Here is a 22,624-nt window from a genome sequence, read left to right on the forward strand (position 1 = left end):
CCTTTCTTTAATATTATTTTAAAGCCAACAGTTTATCGGCAATCTTGACTTGACCGTCTGCAATTACCTTAACTTCATTATAATCCTTTGAGTTGGTTACGATCACAGGTGTGGTAACAACATAACCTGCCTTTTTAATTGCATCAATATCAAATTCAATTAATGGCTCGCCAGCTTTAACAGTTTGGTTCTTTTTGACTAAGGTCTTAAAACCTTTACCATCAAGTTCAACTGTATCCATCCCAATATGAATCATCACTTCGGCACCATTATCAGACTTAAGTCCAATAGCATGTCCCGTTGGGAAGACCATTGCAACTGTCCCATCAACTGGCGAACAAACTTTGCCATCACTTGGTTCAATTGCGACTCCTTGACCCATCGCACCACTTGAAAATACTTGGTCTTTAATATCTTTTAAATCAACAACTTCACCAGCTAATGGTGCAACAACATCTTCTGGAGTTACATCAACTTTAGGAGCTTCATCTTTAGCTTCTACATCTGCAGCAATTGTTTTAACTTCACTATTAGCATTGTTTTCAGCAGTAGCAACACCTGCAGGAACAGGTTCACCATCAAGTGGAGCATCAACGCTCTTTTTACCAAATAACATTTGTAAAACAAAACCTAAAACTGTGGCAATGGCCATCGCCATCATCAGGCCGTAAACTGTACCGTCAACTCCATTTTTACCGATTGCGTCAGGAATTGAGAATACACCCATTCCGGCCATGATAAAGCACTTAGCACCAACGCCACCGATGATACCACCACCGATTGCGGCAGCAATACAACTGATAATAAACGGCTTTTTACGTGGTAAAGTCACACCGTAAATAGCTGGTTCAGTAACACCGAAGATTCCTGAAACAAAGGCAGGAATTGCCAAACTACGAGTTTTTTCATTCTTAGTTTGGAAAATAATTGCACCAACTACCCCGGTTTGAGCAAATGAAGCAGCTAATGAAAGAACAAGAATTGGGTCATAACCTAATGCGGCAATGTTGGTCATCATTGTCGCAACAAAGCCCCAGTGAACACCGAAGATAACAAATACTTGCCAGAATGCACCCATCAAGATACCTGCAAGAATTGGACTAAATGTGTAAACAGCATTCATCAAGGTAGCAATGGCATCACCAAGCCAAGTAGCAACTGGTCCAATGACAATAAAGGTAATTGGAATAGTAATTAATAATACCGCAAATGGTACCAAGAACGTTTTAACTACATCAGGAATTACCTTTTTAGCCACCTTTTGGACTTTTGAAGCAAACCAAACGGCGATAATAATTGGAATAACTGATGAAGTATAGTTCATCGAAATTACCGGAATCCCCAAGAAAGTCATGTGGACTGGCGATTGAATGAACGTTCCCTTAAATAAGGTATATAGCGCGGTCTTGCTGCTAGCCATAGCAACAATGGTTGGGTAACATAGGGCAGCACCAATTGTCGCACCCATGTATTCACCTACGCCAAATTTCTTACCGGCAGTAATCCCCAGGATAACTGGCAAGAAGTAGAATAAACAGTCACCAATTGCATTTAAAACAATGTATGTACCTGAAGTTTGTGCTACCCAGCCAAATGCCAAAAACATGGCATTGAAGCCTTTAATCATTCCGGCCGCACACATCGGTCCAAGCATTGGCGTGAAGATACTGGAAATCATGTCGATAAACTTATCGGCAAGACTCATATTGCTGGTATCAACATAATCATCAGCAACTGTGCCACCATCTGAAAAGCCACCAACTTTAATCAGTGTGTCGTAAACAGCAGCAACGTTATTTCCGATAACTACTTGATATTGACCGCCCGACTTAACTAATGAGATAACCCCATCAGTAGCCTTCATTGCGGCATCATTAGCCTTCTTTTCATCCTTCAACTTAAAACGTAACCGTGTCGTACAGTGAACAACGCTAGCAACATTGTCTTTACCGCCGACATTGGCAATAATCTTTTGACTTAAATCTTCGTAAGCCATATTTCCTCCTAAACTAGGCAAAATAAAAACCCGTGAACATAAAGAGCCTGCCCTTGCTATTAACAAGTTTGCTCTTTTATTGTTCTCGGGTTAATGCCTGCCTTACCAGTAACACACCAGATAAACTATGTTATTTGTCAGTTGTCAGCTCAGTCTCGTCATCAGAATTTGAACTATTCTGTCTGTGCGTTACCCGCCAGACATGCAGAGTCAGATAAACCTGATCATCGGGCTGCAACTGCCAACCAGCTTGCTTTTGTAAATAAGTACCAATCTTTAAGACTGTTTCATAAGCTGTCTGATACTTTGCCTTCATTAATTCCAATAGCGACCGATCAAGCTCACTGCCACTTTCATCATCATTAATGCCGCAAATATGGCGAACCATAAAGGCCCTTAAGTGGGTCATGAAGCGGTTAAAATTAAATGATTCCGTGTCAAGCTGCATCCCATATTGATATTCAATAATGGCAATCACACCACGGATTAATTTAGTAATCTTAATCGTATCCTGCAGCTTAGTTTGATCAGAGCCAGCATTAATAAAGTGATATGTCAGATAAACAGCTTCACTGCGTGGTAAAGTCATGTCTGTCTTACTTTCAATCAACTTAATCGCCGATAGAGCAACATCATACTCTTTAGGAAATAATTTACGAATCTCCCACCGGACCGTTTCTTGTCCTAAGTCAATGCCTTCATCAGCTCTTTTAAGCAAAAAGTCGATATGATCAGCCAGCGCAAAATATTGATAATCAGAAAACTTGGTCTGCAGTTTCTCCGAAGCAATCTGAATGACCTCAGTTGTCAGTGCTAATGTACGCGTATCAATATCACTAATACTATTGGCCAACTCAATATTCTTCTCAACTGCGACAAACCGGCGGCTAATCTTGCTCTCGTCAATTTCAGCGCCAGCTTTTTTACCAAAGCCGATCCCGTTGCCGATTACCACCCAGTCAACACCGGACTTATCAGACACTAAAGCAGCATTGTTATTAAAATTCTTGACAAATTTCACTTTGCTAACCTCTTTTTAATAAAAAAACCTACAAATAACCAATAGCAGATCATGAGTTATTGTTTATTTATAGGTTTATGCCTGATCGAATCAGTAACACGCTTATTTACTCTTAAAATTATAAATCAGTATTAAAGCGATTTCAATAGTTATTTACATATTTTTTATCAGCGTTACTACAATTGATCAGTATTTCTCATTTTTATAATTACGGTTTAAAATATAGGTTAAAGACATTTTATTACAGAACTTATTGGAGATTATAATGGGACTTAATAAACCACTTTTAAATGCACTTAGCGACGCCAAGAGAGGTCCGCAAAATTTAATTACCGATGTTGCTGGTATTACTGTAGGTCACAAGACACTAAAGACTGACCGGTTGAACACGGGGGTAACAGTAATTAAACCTTGCCAAGACAATATTTTTAGGAAAAAAATGCCTGCAGCTGTACACGTGATTAATGGCTTTGGCAAAAGTACTGGTATTGTGCAAATCAATGAGCTAGGGACATTAGAAACACCAATTGTTTTAACTAATACTCTCAGTGTTGGGACTGCCTACACTGCTCTAGTTAAGCACATGCTTAAGGAAAATCCTGAAATCGGTACTACCACTGGTAGTGTTAATCCAGTAGTCATGGAATGTAACGATAGTAGCATTAATCATATTCGTGATTTAGGTGTGACAGAAGATGACGTTAACGATGCCTTTGCGGCAGCCGACACAACTTTTGCAGAAGGACCCGTTGGCAGCGGTACTGGCATGCGTTGCTATCAATTAAAAGGCGGCATTGGCTCGGCTTCAAGACAAGTGACAATTGATGGGCATTTATTCACAATGGGTGCATTGGTAATGTCAAACTTTGGTTCACTTAAAGATTTAACGATTTATGGTAAAAATATTGGTCAAAAATTTGACCAAAAACGCGAGTCGAAGGAAAAAGGCAGTATTATCACAATTATCGCTACCGACATTCCGTTTAATTCTCGGCAGTTAAAGCGAATTGCACGCCGTTCAAGCGTAGGTATTACCCGCAGTGGCTCCTTCACCGGTAACGGTAGCGGCGAAATCACTCTTGCCTTTTCAACAGCCAATCGTGTGAGTCACTTCCCAGAAACAGAGTTAAGCTCGATTCAAGCAATCACCGATGACAAGATTGACCGCTACTTCCGAATTACTGTTGACATTGTTAACGAAGCCATTCTTAGTTCGTTAGCCCACGGCAGAACTTTCATTAATTGCGATGGCAAACCTGTTTACGGCTTACCAGATGCGTTAAACGAGTTGGGCAATGACCCAGATGCAATCAAGTTGAAGCAGCAATTGGGACTTTAATTAATCTCACCTAACACAATAAGTCATGAAGCTTAACTACTTCATGACTTATTTTTCTTAGCGGCGTTCCTGTTACCGGTAACGACAATTTTACCCTCTAGTTAAATGCTATAATGGTTACCAATAATAGCGATTACATTTTATAGGAGAAAATATTATGACACCGTGGTGGAAAAAAGCAGTTATCTATCAAATTTATCCCAAATCTTTCCAAGACAGTAATGGCGACGGCATTGGTGACCTGCGCGGAATCATCTCGCGCCTCAATTACTTACAAAAGTTAGGGATTGATGCCATCTGGCTATCTCCTATTTACCTATCGCCGGGTGTTGACAACGGTTATGATATTGCGGACTACGAAAAAATCGACCCGCAATACGGCACAATGGCTGAGATAGAACAATTAATTGCTGAGGCAAAGAAGCGGAACATTCGAATCATTATGGATCTCGTCGTTAACCATACTTCAGATAAACATCCGTGGTTTATTGAAGCACGAAAAAGCAAGACTAATCCTTACCGCGATTTTTATATTTGGCGTGATCCAGTTGATAATCACGAACCTAATGATTTGAAGTCGGACTTTTCTGGATCAGCTTGGCAGTATGACCAGCAGACTAAGCAATATTATCTTCACTTTTTTGCGGCCCAACAACCCGACTTAAATTGGCAAAATCCTAAGTTGCGCCAAAAAATCTACGACATGATGAATTTTTGGTTAGATAAGGGCATCGGCGGTTTTCGCATGGATGTTATTGAGTTAATTGGGAAAGAACCGGATAAGAAAATCCGTGAAAATGGCCCTAAGCTGCACACTTACATTCAAGAAATGCACGAGCACACGTTAGCTCATCGCGACGTTATGACTGTTGGCGAAACTTGGAGTGCTGACATTAAAGGCGCTACGCAATATTCCGATCCTGACAGGCATGAACTATCAATGGTCTTTCAATTTGAAGATCAAGGGATTGACCAGCAAGTTGGCAAGTCAAAGTGGGACTTGCGTCCTTTTAACGTCAGTGAACTCAAGAAAATCCTCATTAAATGGCAAACTGAACTTGATTATAACCATGCTTGGAACAGTCTTTTTTGGGAAAATCACGATATTCCGCGAGTTATTTCTCGCTGGGGTAATGACAACAAGTACCGCGTGCAATCAGCTAAAATGTTTGCGATTGCCCTACACCTAATGCACGGCACACCATATATTTTTAATGGCGAAGAAATCGGCATGACTAATTGTCCTATCCAAGACATCAGTGAAGTCGAAGACCTAGAGAGCATCAATATGTATCATGAGCGGCTTAAGACAGGTTACACTAAAGAAGAATTAATTCACGCAATTAATGTCAAAGGGCGCGACAATGCCCGCAGACCAATGCAGTGGTCGAATGAGGAGAATGCTGGCTTTTCTAGCGCTAAGCCGTGGCTTGCAACTAACCCTAATTACCGTGAGATTAACGTCAAGCAGGCTTTGGCTGACCCTAATTCAATCTTTTATACTTACCAGAAGTTAATTAAACTGCGACATGAACATGAGATTGTCATTAACGGCAGCTTTGAGCCCATCACTACTAATGACAACGTCTTAGCTTACTACCGCCAACTAAATAAAAAACGCTGGCTGATAGTTGCTAATTTTAGTGACAAAGAAATCGCGTTTTCATCTGCCGATACAATTCAAGAAATGTTAGTTTCTAATTATCCTGAGCGCCAAACTCTTCAAAACATTACGCTGCAGCCCTATGAGGCCTTTGCTGTTAGTGTTAAGTAATAAAAATAAGCCATGAGATTTCATGGCTTATTTTTACATTCATAATTATTACCATTCCTTTGTGTTATACTTTTTATGGAATTAATATGATGTTTTGTCTAACACGAAACATTGAATGTGTAACAAGTTAGTCACTTGTTATGTACATAGGGCGATCTCAGTTGATCGCTTTTTTTGTTGCATTCAAAAAAACTCTCAGTATTTACTGAGGGGCTTATTTTTATATTTGCGTTTGATAAAGTGCAGCCGTTTTTTCATCGAATGCACACATTATCACTTCAATATTATATGATGCATTCTTTTGCAGCCAACTGTTTACCGTTCTAAAAGCAATCATCGCCGCTCGCCGCGCTGGAAAGCCGTAAGCACCCGTTGAAATTGCTGGGAAAGCAATACTGTGCAAATGATATTCTTTAGCTAAATCAAGACAATTAATATAACAGGCGCGCAAAAACGAATCATCACTTGCCCGTCCCGAGTAAATCGGGCCAACTGTATGAATCACAAATTTAGCTGGTAAATGATAACCCTTAGTTATTTTAGCCTGACCCGTTTCGCAGCCATGCAAAGTACGACATTCTTCAAGTAATTCCGGTCCAGCAGCCTTGTGAATTGCACCATCAACACCTAATCCACCTAGTAAAGTCTTGTTGGCTGCATTAACAATCGCATCAACTTTTAACGTAGTAATGTCAGCTTGAATAATTTTAATTGTTGCCATTATTTACCTCCCCTTTCTCTATATTTTAACCCAACTTAATCTCTAGCCATGCAAAAAAGTGCAGCCATATTAGCTGCACTTTTAATGAATAGATATTTATCCTTTTTCTGCACCAGCGGTAATCCCGTTGACGTAGAATTTTTGCATAAAGATAAATAAAATTGTAATCGGAATTGCAATAATTACACATCCTGCCACAAATTCCGCAAAGTATGCTGTGGCATTACCCTTAGAATTATGTACCATATTGTACAAACCATAGGCAATAGTGTAATTCTTCGGGTTACCTGAGGTTGATAAGATGATACCTGAGAAAATGAAGTCAGTCCACGGACCGATAAAAGCGGTCAAAGCTGTATAAACAATCATCGGTTTAGCTAATGGCAAATCAATATGAGTAAAAATTTGCCATTTGGTTGCACCATCAATTTCCGCAGCTTCATCAATCGAAAACGGTATGGTATCAAAGAAACCTTTAGCAACGTAGAAGCCCAAGCCGGCACCACCGACATAGACCAGCAGCAGGCCGCCCAAGTTTAACATGTTCAAGCCCTTCAAAATATAGTAGAGAGCAATCATTGACATGAAGCCTGGGAACATCCCTAATACCAAAGCGATCTGCATGAATGGCTTTCTAAATGAAAAGCGTAGACGTGACAAAACGTAAGCTACAGAAATTGTCAAGAATGTGGAAATAATCATCGAAAAAATGGAAATAACCAGCGTATTAATAATCCAATTAACTAACGGATATTGTGGATTATTAAAGATGCCAATGTAATTTTGCAATGTAAATTGCTCTGGCCAAAAAGTTGAAACAAATCCGGTATCATTGTATGAAAAGCTAGCCAAAATAATCCAAACAATCGGCAAAATCCACACAACAGCTAAAATTGTTAATAGTAAATAACGGAAAATTAGCGAAAGGCGTCTTTGATTTTGATAAGATTTCATTTTTAGCCCTCCTTGTAAGCATTAGTATGCCGATACGCAATCAATGAGAAGACCGCACTGATAATAAAGATTAGGATACCTAAAACTGCAGATGCGTTGTACTTTTGCTCTTGACCAAAGGTCAAATTGTAAAGCCAGGTAACCAGCAAGTCAGTTGACCCAGCACCATTGTAATTATTATTCATTGGTGCACCACCAGTTAACAAGAAGATAACGTTAAAGTTGTTGATGTTACCAATGAACTGTTGGATTAATGATGGCGCCATCACAAACAAAATCTGTGGGAATGTGATTGACTTGAAGACCTGAATTGCATTCGCACCGTCAATCTTAGCAGCTTCAATTTGGTCAGTTGGCAAGTTCTGAATAATTGCAGTTGAAATGAGCATTGATACGGGAATACCAATCCACATATTAACCACAATAACAGTAATTCGTGCAACTAACGGTGAAGCCTGATTATCAATAAAATGAATTGGATGCGCAATCCAACCAATATTCATCAAAATACCATTGAGTGCACCTTGATAATCCAAAAACTGCGCCATCATCAATAAAGAAACAAATTGTGGTACTGCCCAAACAATTACAAAAATTGTTCGCCAGACTCCTTTAAATTTAATTCCTTTAGATTCAATTAACAAAGCTAGCAAAACACCAAAAAAGAAAGTGGTAAAAGTTGCAGCTACTGCCCAAACTAACGTCCAACCTAATACTGGGAAAAATGTCCCTGATAAATCCCCACTGATAACATTGCCAAATGCTTGGAAACCAGTCCAAGAAAAAGCAATCGGATGTTGACGATCATAATTAGTAAAAGCCATTGAAATCATAAACACAGTAGGAAGCACTGTAAAACTCAAAATACCAATAATCGGAAAAGCCATCAAGGTATCATGCAAGCGCGAATCAAGCAGGTTAGCTAGCTCTTCTTTATTAGTTAAAATGTGTTCATTATCTCTTTTTAAAACATAGTTTTTCCTAGTTGAGCGCAAGTTAACTATATATAAATAAATCATCCCAACACAAATAAAAATTGACAATAGTCCAAACAATAAAATTAAGACTGAATTTGAAGGTTGTTTAGTAATATACACTCCCTGTGCTTTATCAAAGACAACCTTTTTAGTCTTATCTGGACCCAAACTTGTTAAAATACTCATTGCTGAGATTCCACCAAAGATTAGCCAAATGAAAAAGGCTATTTCAGAAATCAATAACGATATTCCTTTGACCCATTGCTTATTTTCCAAGGCATTGGAACCCATAAGGAAAAACGAAAGCTTAGTAGCAATGCTACCTTTCGACCACACTTCGTGAAAAGTTGCTGCAGGAGCCAGATGTTTTTTCTTTTTAAACATAATTTCCCCGATTCTTGAATAAAAAGGCTGGACTATCATAGCCCAACCTTTTTACTTATAAGATTAACTATTTCTTGGATGCAGCTTTATCTAACTTAGCAAGTTGTGCCTTATATTGAGCAGGCTTTACCTTGCCATCATAAGCTCCACTAATTAATGGCGTTGCACTATTCCAAAATTCTGCCATTTGTGGCAATTTTGGCATTAAGACTGAATTACCAGGTTTAGCCATAGCAATAACAGCATCTGCCACTGCATCATTAGTTATCTCAGGATCACTAACTGCAGACTTCAAAACTGGAATTTGACCAGCTTGTTTATGACTAATTAATTGTGCCTTCTTATTGGTAATGAATGCAGCAAGTTCGGCAGCTGCCTTTGGATACTTGGTATGTGCACTAACTGCAAAACCTTCAATTCCTAAGAATGCTTCCATTTGAACATCTTTGCCACCAACATTAATCATTGGATATTTAGCAACTGCAAAATTCTTACCTAAAATTTTCTTAATATTAGCAGCATCCCAAGGACCGTCTAAAATTGCTTGTGCATTACCCTTCTTTAATTGGTTTAATGCATTAGAAGTTTGCATTACGCCTTTATTATTCTTTTGTTCAGCGTACCATTTCAGAGCGTTAACACCAGCGGCTGAATTAAAGGTTGAACCTTTCAAATCTTCACCATTGTTACCATATAACTTAGTTCCTGCTGAAAAGAATACTGGCCACATTGAATACGGTACAGCGAAGTCAACTGCAATCACACCCTTAGATGTCAATGTCTTCCAATTCTTAACATCACTAGTAGAAAGCTTGGACTTGTTGTAATACAGTGTTTGTGCTTGTTGAGCATATGGATAAGCATAAATCTTACCTTTCCAAGTTACTCCCTTAGCAGCAGTAGGAATATAATTAGCCTTAATATTCTTAGTGTCAGCTGGTGACAGTGGATTAATGTAGCCAGCATCAGCCATTTGTCCTAATTGATCATTTGGTACTTCAAAAACGTCACCAGCTTTTGAAGCATCTTTACCTACATCTGTTTTCGCATTAGCTGAACCTGATGGACTTTGCGTTACGCGAACTTTAATATCCTTATGCTCTTTGGTAAAATCTTTAACGATTTGCTTGTAATATGGCACTTGCTGAGTGTCAACCCACAATGTTAAATTACCGCTGTCGCTTCCCTTACTACTTGATGAACTTGAGCCGCCATTAGAACATGCAGCTAGTGTCATTGCAGCCAAGATAGCTGTACTACTTAAAGCAACTTTCTTCCAAATTTTCATGTTAGTTACCTCCTAAATAAAAATAACATGTTTTTTAAAGCCAATGATTACCGAATCATTGATTGATTAACTTAATTAACAATTGCCAAGGTCGTATCCTTATCAAAGAAGTGTGCCTTATTAACATCAAAGCCCATTCTGACCTTTTCACCTGGTTGGTAAAGGTCACGAGCATTAATGTTAGCTACAAATTCAGTTTCATCTACCTTTTGGTATAACTGAATTGTGGCCCCGAGCAACTCTGAAACAACTACTGTTGAATCAACTGCTGAATCTGGCCATGTTTCCAAGAATGCCTGTTCAGCATGGATATCTTCTGGACGAATACCGAAAACAACATCGCGGTCGTTGTAGCCATTTTCTTCAAGCAATTTTGCCTTACCTTCCGGAACGGCAATCTTTAAGCCCTTGCCATCCGAAATCCAGCCATCATGATAATGAACATTAAAGAAGTTCATTTGTGGTGAGCCGATAAAGCCAGCAACGAACTGGTTAATTGGGTGATTATAAACTTCTTGCGGCGTCCCAATTTGTTCGATTTTACCAACCGACATTACAACCACGCGATCTGCCAATGTCATGGCTTCTGTTTGATCGTGAGTAACATAGATTGTTGTTGTGCCTAAATCTTGGTGCAGTTTAGCAATTTCTGCCCGCATCGACACCCGCAATTTAGCATCCAAGTTAGATAAGGGCTCATCCATTAAGAAAATCGGTGCATCACGCACAATCGCTCTTCCTAATGCCACTCTTTGCCGTTGACCACCGGACAATTCTGCAGGCTTTTTATCCAAGTATTCCTGCAAGTTCAAGATTTCTGCAGCATGGTGAACTCGTTGATCAATCTCGGATTTTTTATAATGACGTAATTTAAGACCAAAGGCCATGTTGTCATAGATTGACATGTGGGGATACAGCGCGTAGTTTTGGAAAACCATCGCAATATGCCGGTCTTTGGGAGCAACATCATTCATTACCTGATGATCAACTTCCATCGTTCCCTTGCTAATGTCTTCTAGCCCAGCAATCATTCTCAAAGTAGTCGATTTACCACACCCTGATGGGCCAACAAAAACGATAAATTCTTTATCTTTAATGTGTAAATCAAAATCATTAACAGAATATTGATCATTACCCTCATATTTTTTGTACATATGGTTTAAATCAACTTCAACCATTCTTTTACCTACTTTCTTCTGACCCTTTAGCAAAAACGGCCATTATTTCATCCAACTTCAATTCTTTTGTGGTTGTCACGATATAATCAGCTTGCTTAAGTAGCTGCTGATTGCCAATGCCAACAGCAAATTGGCCTGCCGCCTTAATTGCTTCTACACCCGCTGCAGCATCCTCAAAGCTGATCACTTCATCTGTTGCTAATCCCAAAAGTTCCTGTGCTTTGACGTAAATTTCAGGATCAGGCTTACCACGATGTAACGTCGCCGGATCAACAATGTCATCGAACTGATCTGCAATCCCTAACTTATTAAGAATTTTAGGGGCATTCTTAGAAGCCGAAGCAATACACATTTTTAATCCTGCATCATGGGCATCCCTTAATAACTCGGAAATCCCAGGCAAAATATCTTGCGGCGTCATTGTTTGCACTTGCTGTAAAAATTTTTCGTTCTTTTGTTCAGCGAACTTGTCTTTTTGCTCAGAAGTGTACTTATCCTCTTGATTACCATAATGCAAAATCAGATTAAGTGAATCCATTCGTGAAATTCCACGCAGCGAATCCAGCTGTGCTGAAGTAAGATTAATCCCCAATTCTTGCGCTAAATTATTCCAAGCTGCTAAGTGAAACTTGGCGGAATCTGTTAACACACCATCTAAATCAAAAATTAGTCCTTTAAGCACTTAGCTTCACCCTCTTTTAATTCAACTTTATGTCCGCTAACTAAAACTGTTAAGTCTTCACCCTGAAGCAAAGTCAGTTTTGTTTCATCATGATTAACCTGAACCTTTATTAAGCGGTTTCGATAATTAATTATAAAACTATAACCATCCCAATTGTTAGGTACAAAAGGATTAAATTTTAATTGATCATGATCGTAACGCATCCCGGCAAAGCCTTGAACAATTGCCAGCCATGAACCACTCATTGACGTAATGTGCAGCCCATCATCTGTATCATTATTGTAGTTATCAAGGTCTAGTCGCGCCGTACGCTCATAAAACTCAACTGACTGTTGTTTTTTACCTAATTCAGCTGCCAAAATCGAATGCACACAAGCTGAAAGTGAACTTTCATGAACTGTTAATGGCTCATAGAAGTCAAAGTTCCGTTCTTTTTGTTCTTTGGTATAGCGATCATTTAAAAAGTAAATTCCTTGCAGAACGTCAGCCTGCTTGATAAACGGCGAGCGCAAAATCTTATCCCAAGACCAATGTTGATTGATTGGTCGCTGCGTATCGGGAATTTCCGTAGCTGGCCTGATGTCTTTGTCTAAGAAGTCATCCTGCTGCAAGAAAATTCCGCGTTCTTGATCTTCAGGTAAATAGATATTATCAACTATGTCCTGCCACTTGCGCTTTTCTTCTTCGGTTACATTGAGCCGCTCTTGAGCTGCTTGATCAGCTAATGGCAAGCGTTCAAGCGTGTATTGCAACAACCACCGTGCCATTGAGCTGGTAAACCAGTTGTTGTTAACGTTATTTTCATACTCATTAGGACCAGTAACACCGTGCATGACATACTTCTTGCGCCACTTAGAATAGTGAACTCGACCAGCCCAAAAGCGAGCTGTCCCAACTAAGACATCCATGCCCGCGTTCTTAACGTAAGACTCATCGCCGGTATACTTGGTGTATTGATAAATCGCAAACGGAATATCGCTGTTGCGGTGGATTTCCTCAAACGTAATTTCCCACTCATTGTGGCATTCAATTCCGTTAAAAGTAACCATTGGAAAGAGTGCGCCATTTAGGCCCTGCTCTTGAGCATTATGATATGCACCTGGTAATTGGTCATGCCGGTACTGCAATAACGCCCGCGTCACGTTGGGTTGCGCCACGCAGAGATACATTGGGAAGATAAAGGCTTCTGTGTCCCAATAAGTTGCGCCGCCGTATTTTTCACCAGTAAAGCCCTTAGGGCCGACATTTAATCTCTTATCCTCGCCATAGTAAGTCATGAAGAGCTGTAAAATATTAAATCTAATTCCCTGTTGAGCAGCGTCGTCACCGGCAATAACTACATCACTTTTAGCCCAGCGCTTTTGCCAGACAGCTGTATGCTCTGCCAGATTTTGCGTAAATGTTTTAGATTGCAGCTGCTTCATTAATTCGTCAGCTCGCTGAGCCTGCCTTTCGGGTTCAACATCACGACTAGTAACGACGATAACATCCTTTTCTAAGTCGTAGCTTTCACCTGCCTGCAAATTGACAGTCACGCATTCACTTAATTGTGCAGTAGAAGTTGTCACTTCTCCTGTTACTAGTTGGTCAGCGTGTCTCAAACTTGCCTTCAATAGAACCGTAAATTGAGGAACTTGATAAGGATTAGGCTTGGTCTTAACTTGGATTGTGCGATCAGCCTGACTTTCGCTAATCGCAAGCCAAAACTGCTCATCATAATTACTATCTTCATTAACAACTGTTCCATCTAAGGTCGAATTAAACGCAATTTGTGCTGTGCCTTCTAAAACCGTCGCCTTAACTTTAATCAAAGCCGCTTCTTTTAAACTAATATGTAAAAAGCGCTCAAATTCAAATTTTACTTTAACGTTTTGTCCTTCATAGATAAAACTACGTGATAGCAATCCCTGATGCATATCAAGTGCTAAGTGAAAATCACTGAATTTATTCTTAGCTAAGTCCAGCTGCTCGCCGTTAATCGTAATGCCAATCCCCAGAAAACTCGGAGCATTGATACTTTTACCAAAATACTTTGGATAGCCGTTCTTCCACCAGCCAACTCGCGTTTTATCAGGGAACCATACCCCAGCTAAGTAACTGCCCTGCAGACTATCGCCAGAGTATCCTTCCTCAAAGTTGCCACGTACCCCCATATAATCATTGCCAATTGCCGTGATACTTTCCTGTAGTCGTTTATCGGCTGGAGAAAAGTCTGTCGTAGCAACTTGCCATGGATTAACCTCAAAAATTCGTTTCATTAAATTCGCTCCCTCTTTTGTGAGGTATTTTTTGTTTACGCTTTCATTATTACTGAAATAATTAGTATTGACAATGCCAAAAACGCTGTTACCGGTATCAAAATAACTACTAAAAAAAGATGACCTTATATTTTGATCATCTCTTTTATTAACTATTTAACTGTAATAACAAAGCCTTTTGGTGCAAGTACGTCGTTAGCATAATTTTGACTTAAAGCTGCTGAAGCTGTCAGCGATGCAGCCTGATCCGTTGTATTGAAATAGGCTGTTAACTGCTCATTACCAGTCCGCGTTACCTTGATTAAGCCGTCCTCTGTTACTGTCAAGGAAGTTTGACCACTACTCAAGACTGCTTTGTGCTGCAACCGGAACTTAATTAACGCATGAACCTGCTGCCAAATTGGCGAATCAGCTTGTTGCCAATCCATTGGCTTACGACAATCGGGATCTTCACCGCCAGTCATTCCCATTTCAGTACCATAATAGATACATGGACTGCCAGGCTGCATAAACATAAATGTCAAAGCTTGCATCCCTAACTGTTGATCATCGCCCGCTACTGTAAATAACCGCGCTGTATCATGAGAATCAAGCATATTAAGCATCGCCCGATTATTATTGTCGCGATACATCATCAATTGGTCTGTTAATGCCTGCGTCAATTCAATGGCGGACTTATTATGCTTAAAGAAATGATCCTCTATTTGCAGTGTGTAAGGATAATTCATCACACCGGAAAATTCATCCCCATTCAGCCACGGCCGTGCATTATGCCAAATTTCACCAACAATATAAAAATCAGGTTTAATCGCTGTTACTGCATCATGGAATCTTCGCCAAAAATGGTGGTCAACCTCGTTAGCAACATCTAACCGCCAAGCATCAATATCAAAGTACTTGACCCAGTAAGTTGCGATTTCTAACAAGAAATCCTGAACTTCCGGATTGGCCGTGTTGAGTTTTGGCATATGTTCCTCAAAGGCAAAGGTATCATAATTTGGCTCACCCTCACCCTTGGTTGGATTTTGGTAAGGACTAACTGGAAAACTATTAATATGAAACCAATCTGCGAAGCGAGACTTGGCGCCATTCTTAACAACATCCTGCCACTGCATTGATTGACTTCCCAAGTGATTAAAGACCGCATCCAGCATCACTCTTATTCCCCGGCGATGGGCTTCATTAACTACTTTGGCAAACAAATCCTTATCGCCAAAGTCAGGGTCAATCTGCAAATAGTCAATCGTATCATACTTATGATTCGAACTTGCTTTAAATACTGGGCACAGGTAAAGGCCATTGATCCCTAATTCTTGTAAGTAATCTAACTTATCTAAAATTCCTTGCAAGTCGCCGCCGTAATAATCATCACGACCAGGATGATCACTAGAATTCCACGGCTTAGTCCCTTGCGGATCATTGCTCTTATCGCCATTGGCAAATCGTTCCGGAAAAATCTGATACCAAACTGTATCTTTAACCCAATCAGGTGTTATATCCATGTCGATTTGATGTAAATAAGGCAACTTAAAGTAGCTGCTATCTGCAAGCAAATTTTGCTCATTATAAGTGCTAATCCCCCGATCACCAACAATCTTGTGTTCACCGTCTTGACCAATTACTTCAAACGTATATTTCAAGCGGCGATATGGTGCTGTCAGAGTTGCACCCCAGTGATCACTAACTTGCCCTTGACCTATCTTGGTCATTGCGATTGTTCGATCGGTCTTCGTGTCTAAATAATTATCTGTGTAGTGCACAATGACTTGTTTAACATCATCCTTAGCACTGTGAAACCTCACACGCACATGGTGTGGACTAATTACAAAACAATCTTCACTTTCTGTTCTATGCTTTAAAGCTGCTAATTGCATTTTTTCCTCCATTATTACTTAAGACAACACCTGAATACGGCATTAACAAAAGCTCGTTGCCTGTCAGGTGGTATTGTCCAGCGACCAATTTTTCCTCGTAATTGCCCTCAGGCAACGTAATTTTGATTTTTTCACTACTCAATGAAACGGCCACAATTGCCTGTTCATTCTTCAATTTGCGTTGATATACATAACTATCCTGACCAGTGGAATACAGATTAAAGTTGCCATCTTGAAACAGTGATGTCTTTTTCAGTGCAATCAGCCGGCGATAAAAGTTAAACGTACTATTTAGATCAGCAATTTCTCCACTAACACTTGCATGATCCAACTTTTTGCCCGTGAGCCACGGCTTAACTGTTGAAAAGCCGCCTGACTTTTCGTCAGTCCACGGCATTGGACAGCGTGCCGGCATCTTATGCGTTTGACTAACTAGCGCTAAAGCTTCTTCTTCACTTTTACCCGCTTGTTCAGCTTGCTTGATAAATTCGTTAACCGAATCATCAGCAAACGTCGCAGGATCAGTAAATTCGTAATTTTTAAGGCCCAATTCTTCACCATAATAAATTATTGGAATGCCGCGCTCTAAGTACATTAGCATTGCCAGACTGCAAATTTGAGTTGGCGTTTTAGCAATTCGCGTAGCGACACGCGGCATGTCATGATTATTCCAATACAGAATTGGCTGCGCAATATTCCCTAGGGTCTGCTGCCATACTGCCTGCGTCTGTTTAAAATTCAACCAATCAAGGGGCTTAGGTTGATATTGTGCCGGCAAATTAGGATCGAGCTGACTTTCATCATCTGTAAAGTAACGAAAAGTAATTACGTTATCCATCAATTGCCGATCTTTAGCCGTATAATCAACCGCCAAATTGACATTAGCACTGGCTGCCTCACCCAAGAGCAAGGTTTCTGGATAGTCATGCTTGATTTGCTGGCAAAATGGGCGCAGCCATTCTTGAACCTGTGGTAAATTGGCAAAAAATGGTTCTGCAACTACTGTGTCATCTTCAGAACTGTCTAATGGAAAATCCTGGTTCAAATCAGCCTTGGCAATATGAATAAACGCGTCTAATCGCAGCCCATCTATTCCCTTATCAAGCCAATATTCCGCAATTTTAAGCATTTCCTCGCGAACTTGCGGGTTCCGCCAATTAAGATCTGGCATGTGCTTATCAAACAAATGAAAGTATGACTCACCGGTTTGCGCTGGGTCTAGTTCCCACACACTGCCGCCAAAGAAGCTACCCCAATTATTCGGTCGCTCATTGTTTTTTCCAGCAAAAATATAATAATCACGATATGAACTATCAGGATGCTTGATCGCTTGCTGGAACCAGTAATTTTGGTCAGATGTATGATTCAGGACAAAATCCATAATTACATGGATTCCAGCCTGGTGAAATGCCGCTATTAAGTCCGTCATTTCGGCCATTGTTCCCATCTGCGGGTCAATCGCCAAATAATCAGCAACATCATAGCCGTTATCAACTTGTGGCGAAACAAAAATCGGATTAAGCCAAACCGCATTAATTCCCAACTTTTGCAAATAAGGGATGCGCTTTTTAATCCCATTCAAATCGCCAATACCATCACCATTACTATCCTGAAAAGACTTAGGATATATCTGGTAAATTACTGCATGTTCATACCAATGCTTCATAGTAATCTCCTCCAAGCTCTAGTTTAACGAATAATAGAAATCGGTTTCAACAAAATAATTATTGTTACCGTTACCAAATTTTTGCTCAAAAAAATACTGGTGCTGTTCGCACCAGTATTATTATCTCGTTGATTCTCGTCTTACTAAAGTCGGCTCAAGCATTGCCTCACCTTGTGGTGAGCCTTGCTGCATAATCTTTTGTAGCAGCATCTTGGCAAGCAGCTCGCCCATTTCAAAAATCGGCTGTTTAATTGTTGTCAGCTTCAAGTTAGAAACTTGATCCAAAAAGACACCATCATAACCGATTACACCAAAGTCATCAGGTACACGTGCCTTTTCATTGAGCAATTGCCTAACAACTCCTGTTGCAATCCGGTCACTAGCACAAATAAAGCAGGTATCCTTTTTGAACTGCTGAAAATTATCCTGAATCACTTTTTGGGCCGCGTGGCTATGGTTAGCAATCCGAAAAATTTGTGGAATTAGCTTATTTTTTTGTAATGTATTGATATAACCCGTTTCTCGTGAATATTCAAAAGGCTCCTGCACGTCGATACCAATAAACACAATATGGCTATATAAGCGCGATAATGCATATTCGGTCGCAATTTTGCCGCCAAGTTGATTATTATTATCAACAAAATCATAGCCGCGGTGATTCTCACCAAAGAGAATAAATGGCTTTTGCAAGCTGTCAAACAAGGCATAGTCATGCGAACGAGCACCTGTAATCAAGTACCCATCAAAATTACCATCCTTAATCTGCTTACGATCAGTCACCAACTGAATTGCATACTGCTTTTTAGACAGACCGCGAGCAATCCCAAATAATAAGTTCATATAATATGGTTCAGTTGTATCAATATCTTCTAACGTAACAAATTTGACCACATTGGTTCGATTATTAACTAACGCCTGGGCAACGTAATTCGGATGATAATCTAGTTCTGCCATTGCATCATCTACCAACTTACGCAATTCTGCCGTTACTTGCTCGGGATGATTGATCACCCGCGAAACCGTCATTTTTGATACATTAGCTTTTTTAGCGACATCAAGTAAAGTTACCATTATCTGCCTCTATTCTAAATACATCTGCCTTAATTGAGCCAAGTCATCTGCAGTAAAGCCCAATTGTTTTTTGAAGAAGTTAGCAAAGTCGCCCCAGCCGCCACGGATGGTCTCTGTAATGCCGCGAATTGCAATCCCCTCACCCTTAGTAACGTTCATTTTCGCAACCATTTGTGAAATATCATCATTACTTGGCAATTGCTTAGAGATGGCAAAGTCGTACAGTTCGTTGGTCAATAAATAATCGCGAGCAATGGTATCGTCGCCGACACCTAAAGCCATTAAAATCAGGGCAGACACCATGCCCGTCCTATCTTTACCTGCACTGCAATGATAGACAAGTGCCTCATCTTGTGGTAATTCCAGTAATTGCGCAAAAACGCGGGCAAAAATATCCTGACTATGCGGACTAAGAAGGGTCTGCTGGTATATGCGCCCGATAAAATTATCCTTCATATCGGGAATATGATGCAAAAAGCGGTATACCTTATGGTCATTTTGTTGATCGGCAATATCTTCAGAATAAACGGGAACATCAATAAATTCTCGTTTAGACCATGTCTTATCAGGAGAAGACTCTTTTTCATACGCCGAACGCAAATCACAATCAACGGTTACGTGCATTGCAGCCAGTTTTTGCTGGTCGTGCGGCGTAAGTGAACTCAGTGAATCCGAGCGATAAATTTTATTCCATTTAACTGTTTGACCATTTTCAGTTTGATAACCACCGACATCCCTAAAATTAAGTGGGCCATCAAGAGCTACAATTCGTTCGTGTGCCATTAGTTCTCACTTCTTTTCACTTAGGCCAACTCATTATTCGCCATGGGCATAAACTTGGGTTGCCTTAACTGCGCGCTTCCAACCAGCATACAAGCGGTCACGTTCTTCTTCAGACATTTGGGCGTCGAAAGTCTTACCAACCACAAAAATATTCTTCAATTCATCGACATCTTTCCAGTAACCAACTGCTAATCCTGCCAAAAACGCGGCTCCCATTGACGTTGTCTCCAGCGTCTTAGAGCGATCAATCTTAGTTCCTAGAATATCGGCTTGGAATTGCAAAAGATAATCGTTATTTGAGGCACCACCATCGACACGCAAAGTCGGAATCTTAATGCCTGAATCAAGCTGCATTGTGTCCACAACATCCCGTGTTTGGTAAGCAAGCGACTGCAAGGTTGCCTTGATAAAGTCATTCTTACTTGTTCCACGTGTAATACCAAAGACTGAACCCCGTGCTTCAGAATCCCAATACGGTGCACCCAAACCGGTAAATGCTGGTACAACGTAGACTTCATTTTCAGACTTAGATGCTCGTGCTGCTTTCTCCGATTCTTCCGCCGTCTTAATCATCTTCATCGAATCGCGCAGCCACTGGACAGCACTCCCAGAAACAAAGACTGAGCCTTCAAGGGCATAAGAAATCTTACCATTAATGCCATAAGCAATCGTGGTCAGTAAATTGTTATCAGACTCTGTTGGCTCCTCACCGGTATTCATCACAATAAATGAACCTGTACCATAGGTGTTCTTAACCATACCCTTCTTCAGAGCAAGTTGGCCTACAAGTGCTGCTTGCTGGTCACCAACCATTCCACAAATCGGCACTTTACCACCAAAGAAGGTGTAAGACTTGGTGTAACCATAAATTTCTGAATTTGACTTAACTTCTGGCAGCATCTTTTTAGGGATATTTAGCAGCTTAAGAATGTCGTCATCCCACTTCAAGTCATGGATGTTAAAGAGCATTGTTCTGGAGGCATTGGTGTAATCCGTTACGTGTACTTCACCATCAGTTAGCTTCCATAATAACCATGTGTCAATCGTGCCAAATAATAAGTCGCCGTTTTCGGCCTTTTCCTGCGCACCCTCAACATGATCCAAAATCCAGCGGATTTTGGTTGCACTAAAGTACGGGTCAATAATCAGCCCCGTCTTTTTATGGATCATCTCACTGTAACCATCTTTTTTTAGCTTTTCAGCTAAATCCGTCGTCTGGCGTGATTGCCACACAATCGCATTATAAATTGGTTTACCCGTCTTTTTATCCCAAATAACAGTTGTTTCGCGTTGATTAGTAATTCCGATACCAGCAATTTGTTCTGGCCGTAATCCCGAATTAATAATTGCATTGGCAATCGTTGTTTGCACAGCATGCCAAATTTCTTCGGCCTTGTGCTCAACCCAACCTGGTTGGGGGAAATACTGCGGAAATTCCTTTTGTGAAGACGCGACTTTCTTGCCTTGATGATCAATAATCATCGCTCTGGTTGAAGTCGTCCCCTCATCAATTGCCATAACGTACTTTTTTGACATAATCAATTCCTTTCTCAAGAAAGCGGTTTTAATATAATTTTACTTATCTAGCTGCGGTTTTACAAGAAATAATTATATCATTGGTCCCCTTTTAAGTTATACTATGAAGTAAAGTTTTAACTGAAAGAAGGTAGTATATTGAAGAAAGAAATTATTGCGTTAACAATCGCAGGCAACGACAGTGATGGCAGTGCTGGGATGACAGCTGACTTGCACTCATTTTATGCCCGCGGTGTGTACGGCATGGGACTATTAACTGCCGCGGTTGCTGGCAATACTACCGGTATTTACGCACAGGAAATTATGCCACTTACATTCATTCAAAAGCAGTTCACGGTTTTGAATGAAGATTTTAAGATTGACGCATTAAAGACCGGTATGCTGGCTAATAAGGAAGTTATCAGCTGTGTTGCCGCTAATTTGCGCAAATACGACATGGGGAAAATTGTTCTTGATCCCGTTATCATGACCAAGCATGGCAATACTCTACTCGACGATGACGCGTATCAAGCCTTTTTAGATGAATTATTACCAATGGCTGACATCATCACTCCCAATTTCTATGAGCAACAAAAGTTGACTGGCCTCGACCTTAATAATATAGAAGAAATTAAGCAAGGTGCACGTAAATTACAACAAATGGGCGCTAAAAATGTCCTCATGAAGGGCCGTCATGATAATAATACTCAAAAAGCAGTTACCGATATTTTATTAACTGCTGATGGCAAATTTTATGAATTCACCAAGCCTTTTATTGATACTGATCGGATTAACGGTACTGGTGACACTTTATCCGCTGTTATTGCAGCCGAGCTAGCCAAAGGCAAGTCTGTTATCGATAGTGTTAAAATCGCTAAAGACTTTACTTATGAAGCAATTGCTCACCCAATCGCTGTTGGTTCCAAATATGGACCAATCAATCATTTTGCGGCACAGCAAGATACAAAGTAATAACCAAATTCTATTCGATTTTTGCTATAATTAAGAAACGTAGAAAAGTTAAAAAGGGCGGTGGCTACCGTTTGAAAGAAGATGATGCTTATGGCATTTACTGGACTAATACTCCAATCTCTTAATAGAAAGGTCAGTCACTTGTAAGTGGTTACGAAGTAGCAACAATCG

General features: G+C 40.2%; 17 protein-coding genes. 3 read left to right on the forward strand and 14 right to left on the reverse strand.

Annotated features, from left to right (window positions below):
• Positions 1–13 precede the first annotated feature (13 nt).
• Together OZX63_RS08740 and OZX63_RS08745 are read right to left on the reverse strand one after the other, a co-directional pair.
• On the reverse strand, positions 14–1,996 hold the full coding sequence (locus OZX63_RS08740; protein ID WP_277143273.1) for a beta-glucoside-specific PTS transporter subunit IIABC: 1,983 nt from the start codon (positions 1,994–1,996) through the stop codon (positions 14–16).
• A gap of 130 nt (positions 1,997–2,126) precedes the next feature.
• Entirely contained in the window at positions 2,127–3,017 is an 891-nt protein-coding gene (locus OZX63_RS08745) for a PRD domain-containing protein (RefSeq protein WP_277143274.1), read from the reverse strand.
• A 265-nt stretch (positions 3,018–3,282) separates the two neighbouring features.
• Between OZX63_RS08745 and OZX63_RS08750 the strand changes: the two genes are divergently transcribed.
• Both OZX63_RS08750 and OZX63_RS08755 read left to right on the forward strand, forming a co-directional pair.
• Positions 3,283–4,356 (forward strand): P1 family peptidase, encoded by a 1,074-nt coding sequence (locus OZX63_RS08750; protein ID WP_277143277.1) that lies wholly within the window; start codon positions 3,283–3,285, stop codon positions 4,354–4,356.
• Between the two features lie 157 nt (positions 4,357–4,513).
• Positions 4,514–6,130, forward strand: coding sequence for an alpha-glucosidase (locus OZX63_RS08755; RefSeq protein WP_277143279.1), 1,617 nt, complete (start codon positions 4,514–4,516; stop codon positions 6,128–6,130).
• A gap of 220 nt (positions 6,131–6,350) precedes the next feature.
• Here the strand turns inward: OZX63_RS08755 and OZX63_RS08760 are convergent, their stop codons facing one another.
• From OZX63_RS08760 to glpK, 12 genes are all read right to left on the reverse strand, one after another.
• Positions 6,351–6,851, reverse strand: coding sequence for an O-acetyl-ADP-ribose deacetylase (locus OZX63_RS08760; protein WP_277143280.1), 501 nt, complete (start codon positions 6,849–6,851; stop codon positions 6,351–6,353).
• A 96-nt stretch (positions 6,852–6,947) separates the two neighbouring features.
• Positions 6,948–7,805, reverse strand: coding sequence for a sugar ABC transporter permease (locus OZX63_RS08765; protein WP_277143282.1), 858 nt, complete (start codon positions 7,803–7,805; stop codon positions 6,948–6,950).
• A 2-nt stretch (positions 7,806–7,807) separates the two neighbouring features.
• The gene (locus OZX63_RS08770) at positions 7,808–9,166 is read right to left on the reverse strand and encodes a sugar ABC transporter permease (protein WP_277143284.1); all 1,359 of its coding nucleotides are present in this window, start codon (positions 9,164–9,166) and stop codon (positions 7,808–7,810) included.
• 67 nt (positions 9,167–9,233) lie between these two features.
• On the reverse strand, positions 9,234–10,454 hold the full coding sequence (locus tag OZX63_RS08775; RefSeq protein ID WP_277143286.1) for an extracellular solute-binding protein: 1,221 nt from the start codon (positions 10,452–10,454) through the stop codon (positions 9,234–9,236).
• A 71-nt stretch (positions 10,455–10,525) separates the two neighbouring features.
• Entirely contained in the window at positions 10,526–11,632 is a 1,107-nt protein-coding gene (gene ugpC, locus OZX63_RS08780) for a sn-glycerol-3-phosphate ABC transporter ATP-binding protein UgpC (protein WP_277143288.1), read from the reverse strand.
• A gap of 4 nt (positions 11,633–11,636) precedes the next feature.
• Positions 11,637–12,314 (reverse strand): beta-phosphoglucomutase, encoded by a 678-nt coding sequence (pgmB, locus tag OZX63_RS08785; RefSeq protein WP_277143290.1) that lies wholly within the window; start codon positions 12,312–12,314, stop codon positions 11,637–11,639.
• A complete protein-coding gene (locus OZX63_RS08790; RefSeq protein WP_277143293.1) occupies positions 12,299–14,572 on the reverse strand; it encodes a glycoside hydrolase family 65 protein in 2,274 nt (757 codons plus the stop codon). The genes pgmB and OZX63_RS08790 overlap by 16 nt, the downstream gene beginning before the upstream one ends.
• A 152-nt stretch (positions 14,573–14,724) precedes the next feature.
• Positions 14,725–16,446 carry a glycoside hydrolase family 13 protein gene (locus tag OZX63_RS08795; protein ID WP_277143295.1) on the reverse strand — a complete coding sequence of 574 codons (1,722 nt, stop codon included), beginning with the start codon at positions 16,444–16,446 and terminating at the stop codon, positions 14,725–14,727.
• Positions 16,421–18,112, reverse strand: a complete 1,692-nt coding sequence (locus OZX63_RS08800; protein ID WP_277143297.1) for an alpha-glucosidase — start codon at positions 18,110–18,112, stop codon at positions 16,421–16,423. The genes OZX63_RS08795 and OZX63_RS08800 overlap by 26 nt, the downstream gene beginning before the upstream one ends.
• 120 nt (positions 18,113–18,232) lie before the next feature.
• Positions 18,233–19,183, reverse strand: a complete 951-nt coding sequence (locus tag OZX63_RS08805) for a LacI family DNA-binding transcriptional regulator (RefSeq protein WP_277143299.1) — start codon at positions 19,181–19,183, stop codon at positions 18,233–18,235.
• A gap of 9 nt (positions 19,184–19,192) precedes the next feature.
• Positions 19,193–19,966: a tyrosine-protein phosphatase gene (locus OZX63_RS08810; RefSeq protein ID WP_277143301.1), complete on the reverse strand. Its 774-nt coding sequence runs from the start codon at positions 19,964–19,966 to the stop codon at positions 19,193–19,195.
• 33 nt (positions 19,967–19,999) lie between these two features.
• Positions 20,000–21,502, reverse strand: coding sequence for a glycerol kinase GlpK (glpK, locus tag OZX63_RS08815; RefSeq protein WP_277143303.1), 1,503 nt, complete (start codon positions 21,500–21,502; stop codon positions 20,000–20,002).
• 135 nt (positions 21,503–21,637) lie between these two features.
• Between glpK and thiD the strand changes: the two genes are divergently transcribed.
• Positions 21,638–22,453 carry a bifunctional hydroxymethylpyrimidine kinase/phosphomethylpyrimidine kinase gene (gene thiD, locus OZX63_RS08820; protein ID WP_277145118.1) on the forward strand — a complete coding sequence of 272 codons (816 nt, stop codon included), beginning with the start codon at positions 21,638–21,640 and terminating at the stop codon, positions 22,451–22,453.
• Positions 22,454–22,624: the final 171 nt, after the last annotated feature.

Source organism: Lactobacillus sp. ESL0700 (assembly GCF_029392095.1).
In the GTDB taxonomy this organism is placed as follows: Bacteria; Bacillota; Bacilli; order Lactobacillales; family Lactobacillaceae; genus Lactobacillus.

Coding starts and splice junctions, on each gene's coding strand:
- OZX63_RS08740 (WP_277143273.1), bottom strand. CDS start 1,996: ATGGCTTACGAAGATTTAAGTCAAAAGATTATTGCCAATGTCGGCGGT.
- OZX63_RS08750 (WP_277143277.1), top strand. CDS start 3,283: ATGGGACTTAATAAACCACTTTTAAATGCACTTAGCGACGCCAAGAGA.
- OZX63_RS08755 (WP_277143279.1), top strand. CDS start 4,514: ATGACACCGTGGTGGAAAAAAGCAGTTATCTATCAAATTTATCCCAAA.
- OZX63_RS08760 (WP_277143280.1), bottom strand. CDS start 6,851: ATGGCAACAATTAAAATTATTCAAGCTGACATTACTACGTTAAAAGTT.
- OZX63_RS08765 (WP_277143282.1), bottom strand. CDS start 7,805: ATGAAATCTTATCAAAATCAAAGACGCCTTTCGCTAATTTTCCGTTAT.
- OZX63_RS08770 (WP_277143284.1), bottom strand. CDS start 9,166: ATGTTTAAAAAGAAAAAACATCTGGCTCCTGCAGCAACTTTTCACGAA.
- OZX63_RS08775 (WP_277143286.1), bottom strand. CDS start 10,454: ATGAAAATTTGGAAGAAAGTTGCTTTAAGTAGTACAGCTATCTTGGCT.
- ugpC (WP_277143288.1), bottom strand. CDS start 11,632: ATGGTTGAAGTTGATTTAAACCATATGTACAAAAAATATGAGGGTAAT.
- OZX63_RS08790 (WP_277143293.1), bottom strand. CDS start 14,572: ATGAAACGAATTTTTGAGGTTAATCCATGGCAAGTTGCTACGACAGAC.
- OZX63_RS08795 (WP_277143295.1), bottom strand. CDS start 16,446: ATGCAATTAGCAGCTTTAAAGCATAGAACAGAAAGTGAAGATTGTTTT.
- OZX63_RS08800 (WP_277143297.1), bottom strand. CDS start 18,112: ATGAAGCATTGGTATGAACATGCAGTAATTTACCAGATATATCCTAAG.
- OZX63_RS08805 (WP_277143299.1), bottom strand. CDS start 19,183: ATGGTAACTTTACTTGATGTCGCTAAAAAAGCTAATGTATCAAAAATG.
- OZX63_RS08810 (WP_277143301.1), bottom strand. CDS start 19,966: ATGGCACACGAACGAATTGTAGCTCTTGATGGCCCACTTAATTTTAGG.
- glpK (WP_277143303.1), bottom strand. CDS start 21,502: ATGTCAAAAAAGTACGTTATGGCAATTGATGAGGGGACGACTTCAACC.